This window comes from Methylopila musalis (assembly GCF_042679725.1).
In the GTDB taxonomy this organism is placed as follows: Bacteria; Pseudomonadota; Alphaproteobacteria; order Rhizobiales; family Methylopilaceae; genus Methylopila; species Methylopila musalis.
In genome coordinates this window covers 1-13,825 of sequence record NZ_JBHTMX010000072.1, presented here as the reverse complement: position 1 = coordinate 13,825, position 13,825 = coordinate 1, and the positions used below count along the sequence as shown (strand labels likewise).

Sequence of the window (13,825 nt, the reverse complement as noted above, 5' to 3'; positions counted from 1 at the left end):
GAGGCGGCGCAGGAGGCGGGCGTGGCGCCGGTCGCCGCTCCCACCCTCGACGCGCTGGTGGCGCGGCTCGCCGCCCGGGCCGAGGCCAAGGGCGAGCCGAGGGGAGCGGCGACAAGCCGCGTGACGGATGAGTGACCGCGCTGTATAGAGACCCCGCGCAAGCGCCCCGCACGCTCCGGGGCGCGCCCGATCTCCAGTTCCCGGCCGCGTAGATGACCATCACCCTTCTCGACGTGATCCTCCTCGCCGTGATGCTGGTGTCGGCGCTGCTCGCCATGGTGCGCGGCTTCACCCGCGAGGTGCTGTCCATCGCCTCGTGGGTCGCGGCGGTGGCGGCCACCGCGCTGCTGTTCGAGCCGGCGCGCGCGCTCGCCCGCGAGCACATCGCGTTCAACCCGCCGCAGATCGCCGACGTGATCGCGGCCGGCGGCGTGTTCATCCTGACGCTGCTGATCGTGTCCTTCATCACCATGAAGATCTCGGACGCGATCCTGGACAGCCGCATCGGCCCCATCGACCGCACGCTCGGCTTCGCCTTCGGCGCCGCGCGCGGCCTGCTGCTGGTGGTCGTGGCCTTCCTGTTCTTCACCTGGCTCGTGCCGGAGAAGGGGCAGCCGGACTGGTTCCGCACCTCCCAGTCCAAGCCCCTGCTGCAGAGCGCAGGCGACCAGCTTCTGGCGCTGTTGCCGGACGATCCGGAAAGCACCATCTTGCAGAAGCTCAAGCGCCGGGACGGCGCGGGCGGCGACGCCCAGACGCCCGCCGCCCCGTCCGCGCCGACGCCGGACACCGCGCCTCCCCCCGAGGAGACGCCGAACGCCTCGCCGCAGGACCGGCAGGGCATTCAGCAACTGCTCGACCGGGACGCCCGGTAGAGCCTGGATTTCGCCGCGCCGATGGATCGGGCGCGGACGGCAAGGGGGCGGCGGCTCTCGCCCCGGGAGACGGATCATGACGGACGGATTCCCCGCGCGCCCCGGCGCGCTCGACGTCGTGGAAGACATCTTCGACCCCAACGCCGACCGGCTCCGGGAGGAGTGCGGCGTGTTCGGCGTGTTCGGGCACCCGGAGGCGGCGGCGCTCACCGCGCTCGGCCTGCACGCCCTGCAGCACCGCGGGCAGGAGGCGGCCGGCATCGTCTCCTATGACGGCGACCGGTTCCACGCCGAGAAACGCCTCGGGCTGGTGGGCGACCACTTCTCCGACGGCAAGGTCATCGCCCGCCTGCCCGGCCGCTCCGCCATCGGCCACAACCGCTACTCCACTACCGGCGAGACCATCCTGCGCAACGTGCAGCCGCTGTTCGCCGAGCTCGACGCCGGCGGCCTCGCGGTGGCGCACAACGGCAACCTCACCAACGCCATGACCCTGCGCCGCGAGCTGATCCGCGCCGGCGCCATCTGCCAGTCCACCTCCGACACCGAGGTGATCCTGCATCTCGTGGCCCACAGCCGCCGGCCGCGCATCATCGACCGCTTCGTCAACGCCCTGCGCGAGATCGAAGGCGCCTACGCGCTGGTGGCGCTCTCCACCAAGAAGCTGGTCGGCGCGCGCGACCCGCTCGGCATCCGCCCGCTGATCCTCGGAGAGCTGGACGGCTGCTACATCCTCACCTCCGAGACCTGCGCGCTCGACATCATCGGCGCCAAATACGTGCGCGACATCGAGAACGGCGAGGTGGTGATCATCTCCGAGGACGGCGTGCAGTCGCTGCGCCCGTTCCCGCCCCAGCCGATGCGCCCCTGCGTGTTTGAGTTCGTGTATTTCGCCCGGCCGGACAGCGTGGTGCAGGGCCAGTCGGTCTACGAGGTGCGCAAGCGCATGGGCATGGAGCTCGCCCGCGAGAGCGCGCCCGACGCCGACGTGATCGTGCCGATCCCGGATTCGGGCGTGCCGGCCGCCATCGGCTTCAGCCGCGAGAGCGGGATCCCGTTCGAGCTCGGCATCATCCGCAACCACTATGTGGGCCGCACCTTCATCCAGCCGACCCAGGGCGTGCGCGAGCTCGGCGTGCGCATGAAGCACAGCGCCAACCGCAGCCAGGTGGAAGGCAAGCGCATCGTGCTGGTGGACGACAGCCTCGTGCGCGGCACCACCTCGCTGAAGATCGTCAAGATGATGCGCGACGCCGGCGCCAAGGAGGTGCATTTCCGCCTCGCCTGTCCGCCGATCATGCATTCGGACTTCTACGGCATCGACACGCCGGAGCGGGACAAGCTGCTGGCCGCGACCCACACGCTGGAGCAGATGCGCGAGTTCATTGGCGCCGACAGCCTCGCCTTCCTCTCCGTGGACGGGCTCTACCGCGCCATGGGCTACGACGCCCGCGACGCCGCCCATCCCCAGTTCGCCGACCACTGCTTCACCGGCGACTACCCGACCGCGCTCACGGACTATTCCGGCGAGACCCCGCGCCAGCTGTCGCTGATCGCCGAGGCGAGCTGAGCGCCTCCGCGCCCGGCGCCATGGCGTCGGGCGGCCGGCTCCGCTAGTCTGGAACGTCTCCAGACGGATCGGACGCCGCCATGACCCTGCTTGTCGCCGGACTTCTGCTGTTCATCGGCGTCCATCTGGCGACGCGCGCCCGCGACGGCCGCGCGCGCCTGATCGCCCGTTTCGGCGAGCCCGCCTACAAGATCGGCTACTCCGCGCTCTCGACGCTCGCGCTGGCGCTGATCGTCTACGGCTATAGCCACGCGCTCTATGTGGGCGTCTGGACGCCGCCCGCCTGGACGCGGCACATCCCCGCCGCGCTGATGCTGCCGGCGTTCATCCTGCTGGTCTCGGCCTATGTGCCGGGCCGCATCCGGGCTGCGGCCAAGCATCCCATGCTGGCGGCGGTGAAGCTCTGGGCCTTCGCGCATCTCGCCGCCAACGGCGATCTCGCCAGCATCCTGCTGTTCGGCGGCCTGCTCGCCTATGGCGTGATCGCCCGCATCCTGATCAAGCGTCGGGAGCGCAAGGAGGGGCCGGCGGCGGCGCCCGCGCCCGTGGACGGGCGCAACGACATCGTCGCCGTGGCGATCGGCGTGGTGCTCTACGGCGTGTTCGGCGCGTTCCTGCACCCGATCCTGATCGGCGTGCCCGCCTTCGGGTCGTGATCGCAGGCGTCATTTAAGGATTTGCCGGGCGGGGCCGGCGTCGCTATGGTGCGCGCCTTCGCGACGGCGTCATGGCCGGCGCGGTTTTCACATGGCTTCAGGGCCTCCTTCGGCCCCCAGCGTTCAGGACGTGCGTCACCGCCGATGACCGACATCTTCCACGAAGTCCAGGAAGAGATTCGCCGCGAGCGGATGCAGCGCGTCTGGGCCCGCTACGGCTGGCTGATCGTCGCCGTGGTGACGCTCGCCGTGCTCGGCGTCGGCGCCTGGCGGGGCTACGAGTATTACGCAGCCCATCAGGCGCAGGCCGCCGGCGACCGCTATCAGGCGGCGGCCAGGCTTGCGGCCGAGGGCAAGGACGACGAGGTCCGCGCCGCCTTCGCCGGCCTCGCCGCCGACGGGCCGGCCGGCTACCGCGCGGTCGCGCGTCTGCGCGAAGCCGCGCTGCTGACCGAGAGCGATCCCGCCGCCGCCATCAAGGCCTATGAGGCGATCGCGAACGATTCGGCGCTCAACGGCCTGCTGCGCGACGCCGCGCGGGTGCGCGCCGCCTATGTGGCGGTGGACGCCTCGTCCCGCGACGAGGTGCGCCGTCTGGTGGAGCCGCTCGCGGTGGACAACGGCGCCTGGCGCCACGCCGCCCGCGAAGCGCTCGGCCTCGCCGCCTACAAGGCCGGCGACGTGACCGACGCCCGCCGCCAGTTCGAGGCGCTGATGTCCGACGGCGACACGCCGCAGGGCGCGCGCCAGCGCGCCGAACTGATGCTCGCCGTCATGCCGCCGCCCGCGGCCACCACGAACTGAGGCGCGATCCGCGCCGAAGCCGTCTCGATCAGGGGGAGACCGCATAACGTGACCGAGCGTTCCAGAATCCTGCTCCGCCTCGCCATCGTCGCCGCTCTCGGCGCGACCGTGGTCGGCTGCGAATCGCTGTCGAACATGAATCCGTTCGGCGAGAAGGAAAAGCCGCTGCCGGGCGAGCGTCGCCCCGTGCCGCAGGTCGCTCCGCCCCCGCCGGACGTCGTGCTCGACCCGCTGTCGGCGCTGACGGCCGCCGCGTCCACCTTCGCCTGACGTCGGCTCGGGCGGACAGCGGCCGCACTCCGCGGCCGCGCGCCAGAGCCTTGAGGGCGCCGGGAGGGCGTCGCCGCCGTGACCGAGACTGAGCGCCCCCCCGCCGGCGTCCTGCCGCTGATCGCCGTGGTCGGCCGGCCGAACGTGGGCAAGTCCACCCTGTTCAACCGCCTCGTCGGCAAGCGCCTCGCGCTGGTCGACGACCGGCCGGGCGTGACCCGCGACCGGCGCGAGGGCGAAGGCCGCCTCGGCGACCTCACCTTCCGCATCGTCGACACCGCGGGGCTCGAGACCGCCGCCGACGGCTCGCTCGAAGCCCGGATGCGCCAGCAGACCGAGGCGGCGATCGCCGAGGCGGACGTCATCCTGTTCGTGATCGACGCCCGCGCCGGCGTCACCGCCGACGACATCCGCTTCGCCGATCTGGCGCGGCGCGCGACCAGCCCCGTCATCCTGCTCGCCAACAAGGCCGAGGGCCATGCGGGCCGCGACGGCGCCTACGACGCCTATTCGCTCGGCCTCGGCGATCCGCTGCCCGTCTCCGCCGAGCACGGCGAGGGCCTTGGCGACCTCTACGACGCGCTGCAGCCGTTCTTCCCCGAGCCCTCCGACGAGGATGAGGACGAGGAGACCGGCGAGGGCGCGCCGCTGCGCATCGCCATCGTCGGCCGCCCGAACGCCGGCAAGTCCACGCTGGTGAACCGGCTCGTGGGCGAGGAGCGCATGCTGACCGGCCCCGAGGCCGGCATCACCCGCGATTCGGTCTCGATCGACTGGGAGTGGCGCGGTCGCAGGGTGCGGCTGGTGGACACCGCCGGCCTGCGCCGCAAGGCGCGGGTGATCGACAAGCTGGAGAAGCTGTCGGTCGCCGACGCCATCCGCTCCATCAAGTTCGCGGAGGTGGTGGTGGTCCTGCTGGACAGCACCATCCCGTTCGAGAAGCAGGACCTCTCCATCGCCGATCTGGTGGCGCGCGAGGGCCGGGCCATCGTGATCGCCCTGAACAAGTGGGATCTGGTCGAGGACCGCAGCGCGGCGCTGAAGCGCCACCGCGAGGCGCTGGACCGGCTGCTGCCGCAGGTGAAGGGCGCCCAGATGGTGGCGCTCTCCGGCCAGACCGGCGAAGGCGTCGACCGGCTGATGTCCGCCGTGCAGACCGCGCACGAGATCTGGAACCGTCGGGTCTCCACCGCGGCGCTCAACCGCTGGCTCGAGGGCGTGCTGGAGCGGCATCCGCCCCCCGCGGTCGCCGGCAAGCGCATCAAGCTGCGCTACGCCACCCAGCCCAAGGCGCGCCCGCCGTTCTTCGTCATCTTCGGCACCCGCACCGAGGAACTGCCGGATTCGTACGTGCGCTACCTGATCAACGGCCTGCGCGAGACCTTCGACATGCCGGGCGCGCCGATCCGGCTGACGTTCCGCCAGCCGGACAACCCGTACGACAGCAAGGGCTGACGGCTCGTTCGGGACGTCGCGGGCCGGGCCAAGAACGTCCACCTCGCCGTCATGCCCCGGCTATGGCGTCCCCTCGCCGTCATGCCCGAGCTTGTCTCGGGCATCCACGACTTTCCACCGGGCGGAAGCTTGAACGTCGAAGTCGTGGATACCCGCGCGAAGGCGCGGGCATGACGGAGGTCTTTTCGTCACGCGGTACCGCCGTGTCCCCGCAGCCTCTCCAGACGTCCGCCTCAGGCCGGCGGCTGGAACGCCAGCAGGCGATCCGTGGGGAAGTCGTAGAGCTTGCCCGTCTCGGTCCAGGACGGCAGGCACAGCTCCACGATCTTCGGGGCGAGCTCCGCCGGCGTCTTCAGCGTCGCGGCGTCCTCGCCCGGCATGGCGCGGGCGCGCATGGCGGTGCGCAGGGGGCCGGGATTGACCAGCGAGACGCGCACCGGCGTGTTGGTCCGGGTCTCGGCGGCGTAGGAGCGCGCCAGCGCCTCGACCCCGGCCTTGGTCACGGCGTAAGGCCCCCAATAGGCCCGGTCCTTGTGGACGACGCCCGAGGTGAGGAACACCGCCCGCCCCGCGTCGGAGGCGCGCAGCAGCGGGTCGAGCGAGCGGATCAGCCGCCAGTTCGCGGTGAGGTTCACCGCCACCGTCTTGTCCCACTCCTTCGGCTCCACATGGCCGAGCGGCGTCAGCGGCCCGAGCTGGCCGGCGTTCGCCACCAGAACGTCGAGCTTGCCGAAGCGCTGGTAGAGCGCCGCGCCCAGCCGGTCGATGGCGTCGAAATCGTCGATCGCGAACGGCGCGAGCGTGGCGGAGCCGCCCGCGGTCCGGATCTCGTCGTCGAGCTCTTCGAGCCCGCCTTGCGTGCGGGCGGTGGCGACCACATGGGCGCCGGCGGCCGCCAGCGCCTTGGCGACGGCGTAACCGATCCCGCGGGAGGCGCCGGTGACGACCGCGACGCGGCCGGCGAGAGGAAGATCGGTGGTCATGGTCCGGCTCGTCTTTTTGCGCGCGGGTCTCGGAGGTCAGCGGCGACAGGCTTATCGGATCGCCCGCCGGAGGCAAGCCGCGCGGCCTTCGAGGCCGCTTCGGGCTGGCGTCTCCGGTCCCGTTGGCGTAGCAAGACCGCACGTCTCCCCTAGGCCCCGATCCTGCCCCCGAGAGCGATGACCGCACACGAGCCCGCCATCACGCCCGAACTCGTCGCCGCCCACGGCCTGAAGCCCGACGAGTATCAGCGCATCCTCGACCTCATCGGCCGCGAGCCGAGCTTCACGGAGCTCGGCGTGTTCTCGGCCATGTGGAACGAGCACTGCTCGTACAAGTCGTCCAAGATCTGGTTGAAGACGCTGCCGATCTCCGGCCCGCTCGTCATCCAGGGCCCGGGCGAGAACGCCGGCGTGGTGGACATCGGCGACGGCGACGCCGTGGTGTTCAAGATGGAGAGCCACAACCACCCGTCCTTCATCGAGCCCTATCAGGGCGCGGCGACCGGCGTCGGCGGCATCCTGCGCGACGTGTTCACCATGGGCGCCCGCCCCGTGGCGGCGCTGAACGCGCTGCGCTTCGGCGCGCCGGAGCATCCGCGCACCCGCCATCTGGTGTCGGGCGTGGTGGCCGGCGTCGGCGGCTACGGCAACTCGTTCGGCGTGCCGACGGTCGGCGGCCTCGTGGGCTTCCATACCCGCTACGACGGCAACATCCTCGTCAACGCCATGGCGGTCGGCCTCGCCAAGGCGGACGCCATCTTCTACGCCAAGGCGACCGGCGTCGGCCTGCCGGTGGTCTATCTCGGCTCCAAGACCGGCCGCGACGGCATCCACGGCGCCACCATGGCCTCGGCCGAGTTCGACGACGCCTCCGAGGAGAAGCGCCCCACCGTGCAGGTGGGCGACCCCTTCGCCGAGAAGCTGCTGCTGGAGGCCTGCCTCGAGCTGATGGCCTCCGGGTCCGTGGTGGCGATCCAGGACATGGGCGCGGCCGGCCTCACCTGCTCGGCGGTGGAGATGGGCGCCAAGGGCGACCTCGGCATCCGCCTCGACCTCGAGAACGTGCCCGTGCGCGAAGAGGGCATGACGGCCTACGAGATGATGCTCTCGGAAAGCCAGGAGCGCATGCTCATGGTGCTGCACCCCGAGAAGGAGGACGTGGCCCGCGCCATCTTCGACAAGTGGGGGCTCGACTTCGCGGTGGTCGGCCGCACCACCGACGACCTGCGCTTCAAGGTCTATTTCAACGGCGAGCTGAAGGCCGACCTGCCGATCAAGGAGCTCGGCGACGAGGCGCCCGAATACGACCGGCCCCACGTCGAGACCCCGAAGCAGCCGGCGCTGAGCCCGGCCGCGATCCCGGCCGCCGTCTCCACCGGCGAGGCGCTGCTCACGCTGATCGGCTCGGCCGAGCTGTCCTCCCGCCGCTGGGTGTGGGAGCAGTACGATCACATCATCCTCGGCGAGACCGTGCAGAAGCCCGGCGGCGATTCGGCCGTGGTGCGGGTGAACGGCGGCCCCAAGGGCCTCGCGCTCACCGCCGACGTGACGCCGCGCTACTGCGAGGCCGACCCGTTCGAGGGCGGCAAGCAGGCGGTGGCGGAGGCGTGGCGCAACATCACCGCGGTCGGCGCCCGCCCGCTCGCCGTCACCGACAACCTGAACTTCGGCAATCCCGAGAAGCCCGAGATCATGGGCCAGCTCGTGGGCTGCATTAAAGGCATCGGCGAGGCCTGCCGGGCGCTCGACTTCCCCGTCGTGTCCGGCAACGTCTCGCTCTACAACGAGACGCAGGGGCGCGCGATCCTGCCGACGCCCACCATCGGCGCGGTCGGCGTGATCGACGACGTGGCGAAGAGCGCCACCATCGCCTTCAAGCGCGAGGGCGAGGCGATCCTCGTCATCGGCGACGCGCTGGGCTGGCTCGGCCGCTCCTGCTGGCTGTGGCTGGTGGCGGGCCGCGAGGAAGGCGCCCCGCCGCCGGTCGATCTTCCGGCCGAGCTGCGCAACGGCGACTTCGTGCGCAGCCTCGTGCTCTCCGGCGCCGCGACGGCGGTCCACGACGTCTCCGACGGCGGCCTGCTGCTGGCGGTGGCGGAGATGGCGCTCGCCGGACGCCTCGGCGCCACCCTCGACGACGCCCCGGCGAGCCTTCCGGCCCACGCCTGGTTCTTCGGCGAGGATCAGGCCCGCTACGTGGTGACGGTGGAGGAATCCAAGGCGGGGCTCGTCATCTCCGCCGCGAGCGAGGCGGGCGTGACCGCCACGCGGATCGGGACCACCGGCGGCGACCGATTGATTCCCGGCGCCGAAGCCCCCATCCTCCTGAGCGAGCTGCGCGAGGCGCACGAAGGCTGGTTCCCGCGCTTCATGGCGGGGCCTGCGGTCGACGCCGACTGACGCGTCCCCGCGCGACCTGAACGAAGGAGACGAACGCCGATGCCCATGGACGCCCGCGAGATCGAGCAGTTGATCCGCGACGCCCTGCCGGACGCCGAGGTCACGATTCGCGATCTCGCCGGCGACGGGGACCATTACGCGGCGACGGTCGTCTCCGAGAGCTTCCGCGGCAAGAGCCGCGTGCAGCAGCATCAGATCGTGTATCAGGCGCTCAAGGGGCAGATGGGCGGCGCGCTCCACGCGCTCGCCCTCCAAACCAGCGCCCCCGCCGACGCCTGAGCACCCGGACCCGAGAGGTTACGACCCCCATGAGCGCCAAGGACTTCATCCAGAACGCCATCGACACCCATGACGTGGTGCTGTTTCTCAAGGGCACGCCCCAGTTCCCGCAGTGCGGCTTCTCGGGTCAGGTGGTCCAGATCCTGGACTATCTCGGCGCGCCCTACGGCAGCGTGAACGTGCTGCAGAGCGACGAGCTGCGCCAGGGCATCAAGGACTTCTCCAACTGGCCGACGATCCCCCAGCTCTACGTCAAGGGCGAGTTCGTGGGCGGCTGCGACATCGTGCGCGAGATGTTCCAGGCGGGCGAACTTCAGACCCTGCTGACCGAGGCCGGCGTGCCGCTGAAGCAGAGCGCCTGAGTCGGATCCGGGCGGCGCGCAAGGCCGCCCGCGTCTGCGCTCTCCGCCGCGATCGTTGTGCTCAAGGCCCTGATCGGCTAGGGTCCGCCCGCACGCATGGCGTCTCTCGCACTGAGACGACGGTCGATCCATGCGTTCGCCGGATCGACGACCATCCGGTCTGACACGATCAACCGGCAGGTGATATGGATTTCCTCAAGCCACGGTATACGCCGATGAACCGCCGCCGCCGCATTTATGAAGGCAAGGCGAAAGTCCTGTACGAAGGCCCCGAACCCGGCACGCTGATTCAGCACTTCAAGGACGACGCCACCGCTTTCAACGCAAAAAAGCACGAGGTGATCGACGGCAAGGGCGTCCTGAACAACCGCATCTCCGAGTTCGTCTTTCAGAACCTGAACGACATCGGCGTGCCGACGCATTTCATCCGTCGGCTCAACATGCGGGAGCAGCTCATCCGCGAGGTGGAGATCATCCCCCTCGAGGTGGTGGTGCGCAACGTCGCCGCCGGCTCTCTGGCGCAGAAGCTCGGCATCGAGGAGGGCACCCAGCTGCCCCGTTCGATCATCGAGTTCTATTACAAGAACGACGCGCTGAACGATCCGATGGTCTCCGAGGAGCACGTGACCGCCTTCGGGTGGGCGAGCCCGCAGGAGATCGACGACATCATGGCGCTCGCCATCCGCGTCAACGACTTCCTGTCCGGCCTGTTCCTGGGCGTCGGCATCCGTCTCGTGGACTTCAAGATGGAATGCGGCCGCCTGTGGGAGAACGACACGGTCCGCATCGTCGTCGCCGATGAGATTTCGCCGGATTCGTGCCGTCTGTGGGACATCAAGTCCAACGACAAGCTCGACAAGGACCGGTTCCGCCGCGACATGGGCGGTCTGGTCGAAGCCTATTCCGAGGTCGCGCGCCGCCTCGGCATCCTGCCGGAGCAGGAGACGCCGAACGGCCGCGGTCCGGTGCTGGTGACGTCGAAGGACTGATCTCCGACGACGTCGTCGTTGAAAAACGCCGCTTCATGCGCCGCCCCGCTCCCCCCGGAGCGGGGCGGCGTCGTTTCGACTGGGAGGATAATAATATGCCCATAAAAAACTGGGCCTTCGCCGCGCTCGCCTTCGGCCTCGCCGCCGGTCCCGCCCTCGCCCAGGCCCCCGCCCAAGCGCCCGCGGCGCCCGCGCCCCAGGCCGCCCCGGCCGAGGACGACCGGCCGTCCATCAACATCGAGCAGACGCTGGGCGACATCGGCGCCGGCTGGCGCAAGCACTCGGCCACGGGCGAGAGCGTCACCTACATCTGCGACAACGACGCCTGCGGCGGCCGCGGCGTGATGGGCGTGAGCTCGGCCCGTCCGAGCGAGGATTATTTCAAGAAGATCATCGCCGACCCGCAGGGCGCGCTGCCGAGCTACAAATACGGCAACGACGAGTCCATGAAGGCCACCGGCTGCGCGTTCAAGAGCTACGACGTCAAGAAGGTCAGCGACACGCGAGTGCGCATCGACAGCGTCGGCGGCTGCCCGGACGGCGCTTCGGCGGTGATGACGACCCTGTTCGACGCCAAGGCCGGACGGCTCATGGCGGTTCAGGTGTTGACGAAGGGCGAAAGCGCGGCTCTTAAACTGCGCGACGACAGCGCCGAGAAGATCGCGAAGGCGCTCGACACGCTGTAAGAAGCCCGAACCATTCTCCGCCAAGCGAGGTTGCCCCGATCATGAAGGCGCGCGTCACCGTCACCCTCAAGAACGGGGTCCTCGATCCGCAGGGCAAGGCCATCGAGGGAGCGCTCGGCTCCCTCGGCGTTGGCGGCGTCGAGAGCGTCCGTCAGGGCAAGCTGTTCGACGTCGAACTGGCGACCAACGATCCCGCGGAGGCGGAGGCCACCCTCAAGGCAATGTGCGAGAAGCTGCTCGCGAACACCGTGATCGAGAGCTATCGCTACGACATCTCGGGATGACCTCCATATGATGGAAATCTCCAAGCGCGCCGCCGGCCTCCTGGCCGCGGCCGCGGTGCTCGGCGCCGCCGGCGCCGCCTTCGCCCAGGCCGGACCGGACATCACCGGCCCCAACAACGTGTTCCGGCTGGTTCCGGACGGCGTGAACTGGGTGAAGTTCCAGACCGTGCGCCAGATCGGCGTGCGCTGCACCGACAAGTCCTGCGGCGAGGACCGGGTGTTCTGCACCATCCAGACCCGCACCGACGCCGAGGCCCGCCCGGGCGTCGCCCTGCCGGACGAGACCGTGAAGGCCTTCGGCGACGGCGTTCTCAAGAACGCGCCGAAAGAGTTCTCCACCGAAGTCACCGTTCCCTTCGCGCCGAAGCGCTTCGGCGCCAATTCCGGCCACTGGGCGGAGATGAAGGCGGAGGGCGAGCCCGGCAAGCTGCGCTTCGGCCTGTTCCTGATCGCCGCGAAAGGCTACGACGTGGCCTTCAACTGCGTCGCTCCCGCCGCGCGCTGGGACGAGCACAAGCAGAAGATCGAGCAGGCGCTGGCGGCCGTGCAGATCGCGCAGTAAGACAACGCCGTTTCGTCGCCCTTCGAGGACCCGTCCATGAACGCCGCCGTCATCGTCTTTCCCGGCTCCAACCGCGAACGCGACGTCGCGGCGGCGCTCGCCCGCGCCAGCGGCAAGGCGCCGGCCTTCGTGTGGCACACCGAAACCGAGCTGCCGTCCGGCACGGACCTCGTGGCGCTGCCGGGCGGGTTCTCCTATGGCGACTATCTGCGCTGCGGCGCCATCGCGGCCCGCTCGCCGGTGATGGACGCGGTGCGCGCCCACGCCGCCCGCGGCGGCCTCGTGCTCGGCATCTGCAACGGCTTCCAGATCCTGGTGGAGAGCGGCCTGTTGCCGGGCATCCTGACCCGCAACGCGGACCTGCGCTTCGTGTGCCGGGAGCAGCACCTGAAGGTGGAGCGCAACGACACCGCCTTCACCCGCGCCTATCAGCCGGGCGCGGTGATCGAGGTCTGCATCGCCCATGGCGAGGGCAACTACTTCGCCGATCCGGAGACCGTGGCCCGGCTCGAGGGCGACGGCCGGGTGGCGTTCCGCTACTGCGACGCCGCCGGCGTCGTGGGCGGGCGCGCCAACCCCAACGGCTCGGTGAACGACATCGCCGGGATCTATTCCGAGCAGCGCAACGTGCTCGGCCTGATGCCGCACCCGGAGAACCTGATCGACGCGGCGGTGGGCGGCATCGACGGCGCCCCCCTGTTCGAGGGCCTCGCCCGGGCGGCCTGACCCCCCGCGAGGCGCGCGCTCCAGCGGACGCGCGCGATCCGGACTCCCGACCTTCTCGCCCGAGCCCGTCTCGGGCGATGCGCCTGTGGCGCGCCGGGCCCTTCCGGCGCGGTTCAGGACGCCGTCAGGCGGTGTGGGACATCACGATGCGGACGAGGTCCGCGGCGTTGCGCGCGCCCACCTTCTCCATGATGCGGGCGCGGTGCACCTCGATGGTGCGGGGGCTGATGCTGAGCTGGCGCCCCGCCTCCTTGTTCGACAGCCCTTCGGCGATCAGGGCCAGCACCTCGCGCTCGCGCCGTGTGAGCAGATCGCCCAGCGCCGCGTTGGCGACGACGCCCTCCCGCCGCTCGGCCGCGCGGGCGGCCTCGGCGGTCAGCGCCTCCGACACCCGGGTCACGATCCGCAGCGGGTCGAACGGCTTCTCGATAAAATCGAGCGCGCCGTGGCGGATGGCGTCCACCGCCATGGGGATGTCGGCGGAGCCGGAGATCATCAGGATGGGAGCGGTGAGGCCGCGCTGGTTGAGCGCGCGCAGGGCGTCGAGGCCGGACATGCCCGGCATCACCACGTCGAGCAGCACGCAGCAGACCGACGGGTCCCGGTCGAGCCCGTCGAGGGCGGAGGCGGCGTCGCCATGGGCGCGCGCCTCGAACCCGCCGGCCTCGAACGCCGCGGTCAGAATCTCCCGGACGGCCGCGTCGTCATCGACGATGACCACAACGCGTCTGTCGCCCACCGCGCCCCACATCAGCGTCCCCACGCCTCGCATACGCCGCGGGGTACGCAAAAACCCGCAGACCAGACATCCTTACCTGATCGAACTTTTCCAAAGGCGCAAGGCGTACTTGGGATGCAGTGCGCCAGGGATGGCCGGGGCGCCGACGCCTCACCGCCGCGCGGGCGGCCGCCGCGCGCCGCGCG

Annotated in this window: 16 protein-coding genes; 14 read left to right on the top strand and 2 right to left on the bottom strand. The window is 70.5% G+C overall.

Annotated features, from left to right (window positions below):
• Positions 1 to 212: 212 nt before the first annotated feature.
• The 6 genes from ACFQ4O_RS09630 to der all read left to right on the top strand — a co-directional run bounded on the left by ACFQ4O_RS09630 (position 213) and on the right by der (position 5,630).
• On the top strand, positions 213 to 875 hold the full coding sequence (locus tag ACFQ4O_RS09630) for a CvpA family protein (protein ID WP_378775475.1): 663 nt from the start codon (positions 213 to 215) through the stop codon (positions 873 to 875).
• A 76-nt stretch (positions 876 to 951) separates the two neighbouring features.
• On the top strand, positions 952 to 2,445 hold the full coding sequence (purF, locus tag ACFQ4O_RS09625) for an amidophosphoribosyltransferase (RefSeq protein ID WP_378775474.1): 1,494 nt from the start codon (positions 952 to 954) through the stop codon (positions 2,443 to 2,445).
• A gap of 80 nt (positions 2,446 to 2,525) precedes the next feature.
• Positions 2,526 to 3,101 (top strand): NnrU family protein, encoded by a 576-nt coding sequence (locus ACFQ4O_RS09620; RefSeq protein ID WP_378775473.1) that lies wholly within the window; start codon positions 2,526 to 2,528, stop codon positions 3,099 to 3,101.
• A gap of 144 nt (positions 3,102 to 3,245) precedes the next feature.
• Positions 3,246 to 3,905 (top strand): tetratricopeptide repeat protein, encoded by a 660-nt coding sequence (locus ACFQ4O_RS09615; protein ID WP_378775472.1) that lies wholly within the window; start codon positions 3,246 to 3,248, stop codon positions 3,903 to 3,905.
• 48 nt (positions 3,906 to 3,953) lie between these two features.
• Positions 3,954 to 4,175 (top strand): hypothetical protein, encoded by a 222-nt coding sequence (locus tag ACFQ4O_RS09610; RefSeq protein WP_378775471.1) that lies wholly within the window; start codon positions 3,954 to 3,956, stop codon positions 4,173 to 4,175.
• 78 nt (positions 4,176 to 4,253) lie between these two features.
• Complete coding sequence (der, locus tag ACFQ4O_RS09605) at positions 4,254 to 5,630, top strand: ribosome biogenesis GTPase Der (RefSeq protein WP_378775470.1); 1,377 nt, start codon at positions 4,254 to 4,256, stop codon at positions 5,628 to 5,630.
• A gap of 233 nt (positions 5,631 to 5,863) precedes the next feature.
• Here the strand turns inward: der and ACFQ4O_RS09600 are convergent, their stop codons facing one another.
• A complete protein-coding gene (locus ACFQ4O_RS09600; protein ID WP_378775469.1) occupies positions 5,864 to 6,613 on the bottom strand; it encodes an SDR family NAD(P)-dependent oxidoreductase in 750 nt (249 codons plus the stop codon).
• Positions 6,614 to 6,790: 177 nt separating this feature from the next.
• Here ACFQ4O_RS09600 and purL point away from each other — a divergent pair, with 177 nt between their 5' ends.
• The 8 genes from purL to purQ all read left to right on the top strand — a co-directional run bounded on the left by purL (position 6,791) and on the right by purQ (position 12,901).
• Entirely contained in the window at positions 6,791 to 9,013 is a 2,223-nt protein-coding gene (purL, locus tag ACFQ4O_RS09595) for a phosphoribosylformylglycinamidine synthase subunit PurL (RefSeq protein ID WP_378775468.1), read from the top strand.
• 39 nt (positions 9,014 to 9,052) lie between these two features.
• A complete protein-coding gene (locus tag ACFQ4O_RS09590; protein ID WP_271204735.1) occupies positions 9,053 to 9,292 on the top strand; it encodes a BolA family protein in 240 nt (79 codons plus the stop codon).
• 29 nt (positions 9,293 to 9,321) lie between these two features.
• Positions 9,322 to 9,654: a Grx4 family monothiol glutaredoxin gene (gene grxD, locus ACFQ4O_RS09585; RefSeq protein ID WP_378775467.1), complete on the top strand. Its 333-nt coding sequence runs from the start codon at positions 9,322 to 9,324 to the stop codon at positions 9,652 to 9,654.
• A 185-nt stretch (positions 9,655 to 9,839) separates the two neighbouring features.
• A complete protein-coding gene (purC, locus tag ACFQ4O_RS09580; protein WP_271204733.1) occupies positions 9,840 to 10,643 on the top strand; it encodes a phosphoribosylaminoimidazolesuccinocarboxamide synthase in 804 nt (267 codons plus the stop codon).
• 95 nt (positions 10,644 to 10,738) lie between these two features.
• Positions 10,739 to 11,329: a hypothetical protein gene (locus ACFQ4O_RS09575; RefSeq protein WP_378775466.1), complete on the top strand. Its 591-nt coding sequence runs from the start codon at positions 10,739 to 10,741 to the stop codon at positions 11,327 to 11,329.
• A 41-nt stretch (positions 11,330 to 11,370) separates the two neighbouring features.
• Positions 11,371 to 11,613 carry a phosphoribosylformylglycinamidine synthase subunit PurS gene (gene purS / locus ACFQ4O_RS09570; RefSeq protein WP_378775465.1) on the top strand — a complete coding sequence of 81 codons (243 nt, stop codon included), beginning with the start codon at positions 11,371 to 11,373 and terminating at the stop codon, positions 11,611 to 11,613.
• A gap of 7 nt (positions 11,614 to 11,620) precedes the next feature.
• Entirely contained in the window at positions 11,621 to 12,175 is a 555-nt protein-coding gene (locus ACFQ4O_RS09565; RefSeq protein ID WP_378775464.1) for a hypothetical protein, read from the top strand.
• A gap of 36 nt (positions 12,176 to 12,211) precedes the next feature.
• Positions 12,212 to 12,901, top strand: a complete 690-nt coding sequence (gene purQ / locus ACFQ4O_RS09560) for a phosphoribosylformylglycinamidine synthase subunit PurQ (protein WP_378775463.1) — start codon at positions 12,212 to 12,214, stop codon at positions 12,899 to 12,901.
• A 124-nt stretch (positions 12,902 to 13,025) separates the two neighbouring features.
• Here the strand turns inward: purQ and ACFQ4O_RS09555 are convergent, their stop codons facing one another.
• The gene (locus ACFQ4O_RS09555; protein WP_378775476.1) at positions 13,026 to 13,652 is read right to left on the bottom strand and encodes a response regulator transcription factor; all 627 of its coding nucleotides are present in this window, start codon (positions 13,650 to 13,652) and stop codon (positions 13,026 to 13,028) included.
• Positions 13,653 to 13,825: the final 173 nt, after the last annotated feature.

What these genes read in the sequence shown, in the direction of transcription:
- ACFQ4O_RS09630 (WP_378775475.1), top strand. Translation starts at nt 213, where the DNA reads ATGACCATCACCCTTCTCGACGTGATCCTCCTCGCCGTGATGCTGGTG.
- purF (WP_378775474.1), top strand. Translation starts at nt 952, where the DNA reads ATGACGGACGGATTCCCCGCGCGCCCCGGCGCGCTCGACGTCGTGGAA.
- ACFQ4O_RS09620 (WP_378775473.1), top strand. Translation starts at nt 2,526, where the DNA reads ATGACCCTGCTTGTCGCCGGACTTCTGCTGTTCATCGGCGTCCATCTG.
- ACFQ4O_RS09615 (WP_378775472.1), top strand. Translation starts at nt 3,246, where the DNA reads ATGACCGACATCTTCCACGAAGTCCAGGAAGAGATTCGCCGCGAGCGG.
- ACFQ4O_RS09600 (WP_378775469.1), bottom strand. Translation starts at nt 6,613, where the DNA reads ATGACCACCGATCTTCCTCTCGCCGGCCGCGTCGCGGTCGTCACCGGC.
- purL (WP_378775468.1), top strand. Translation starts at nt 6,791, where the DNA reads ATGACCGCACACGAGCCCGCCATCACGCCCGAACTCGTCGCCGCCCAC.
- ACFQ4O_RS09590 (WP_271204735.1), top strand. Translation starts at nt 9,053, where the DNA reads ATGCCCATGGACGCCCGCGAGATCGAGCAGTTGATCCGCGACGCCCTG.
- grxD (WP_378775467.1), top strand. Translation starts at nt 9,322, where the DNA reads ATGAGCGCCAAGGACTTCATCCAGAACGCCATCGACACCCATGACGTG.
- purC (WP_271204733.1), top strand. Translation starts at nt 9,840, where the DNA reads ATGGATTTCCTCAAGCCACGGTATACGCCGATGAACCGCCGCCGCCGC.
- ACFQ4O_RS09575 (WP_378775466.1), top strand. Translation starts at nt 10,739, where the DNA reads ATGCCCATAAAAAACTGGGCCTTCGCCGCGCTCGCCTTCGGCCTCGCC.
- purS (WP_378775465.1), top strand. Translation starts at nt 11,371, where the DNA reads ATGAAGGCGCGCGTCACCGTCACCCTCAAGAACGGGGTCCTCGATCCG.
- ACFQ4O_RS09565 (WP_378775464.1), top strand. Translation starts at nt 11,621, where the DNA reads ATGATGGAAATCTCCAAGCGCGCCGCCGGCCTCCTGGCCGCGGCCGCG.
- purQ (WP_378775463.1), top strand. Translation starts at nt 12,212, where the DNA reads ATGAACGCCGCCGTCATCGTCTTTCCCGGCTCCAACCGCGAACGCGAC.
- ACFQ4O_RS09555 (WP_378775476.1), bottom strand. Translation starts at nt 13,652, where the DNA reads ATGTGGGGCGCGGTGGGCGACAGACGCGTTGTGGTCATCGTCGATGAC.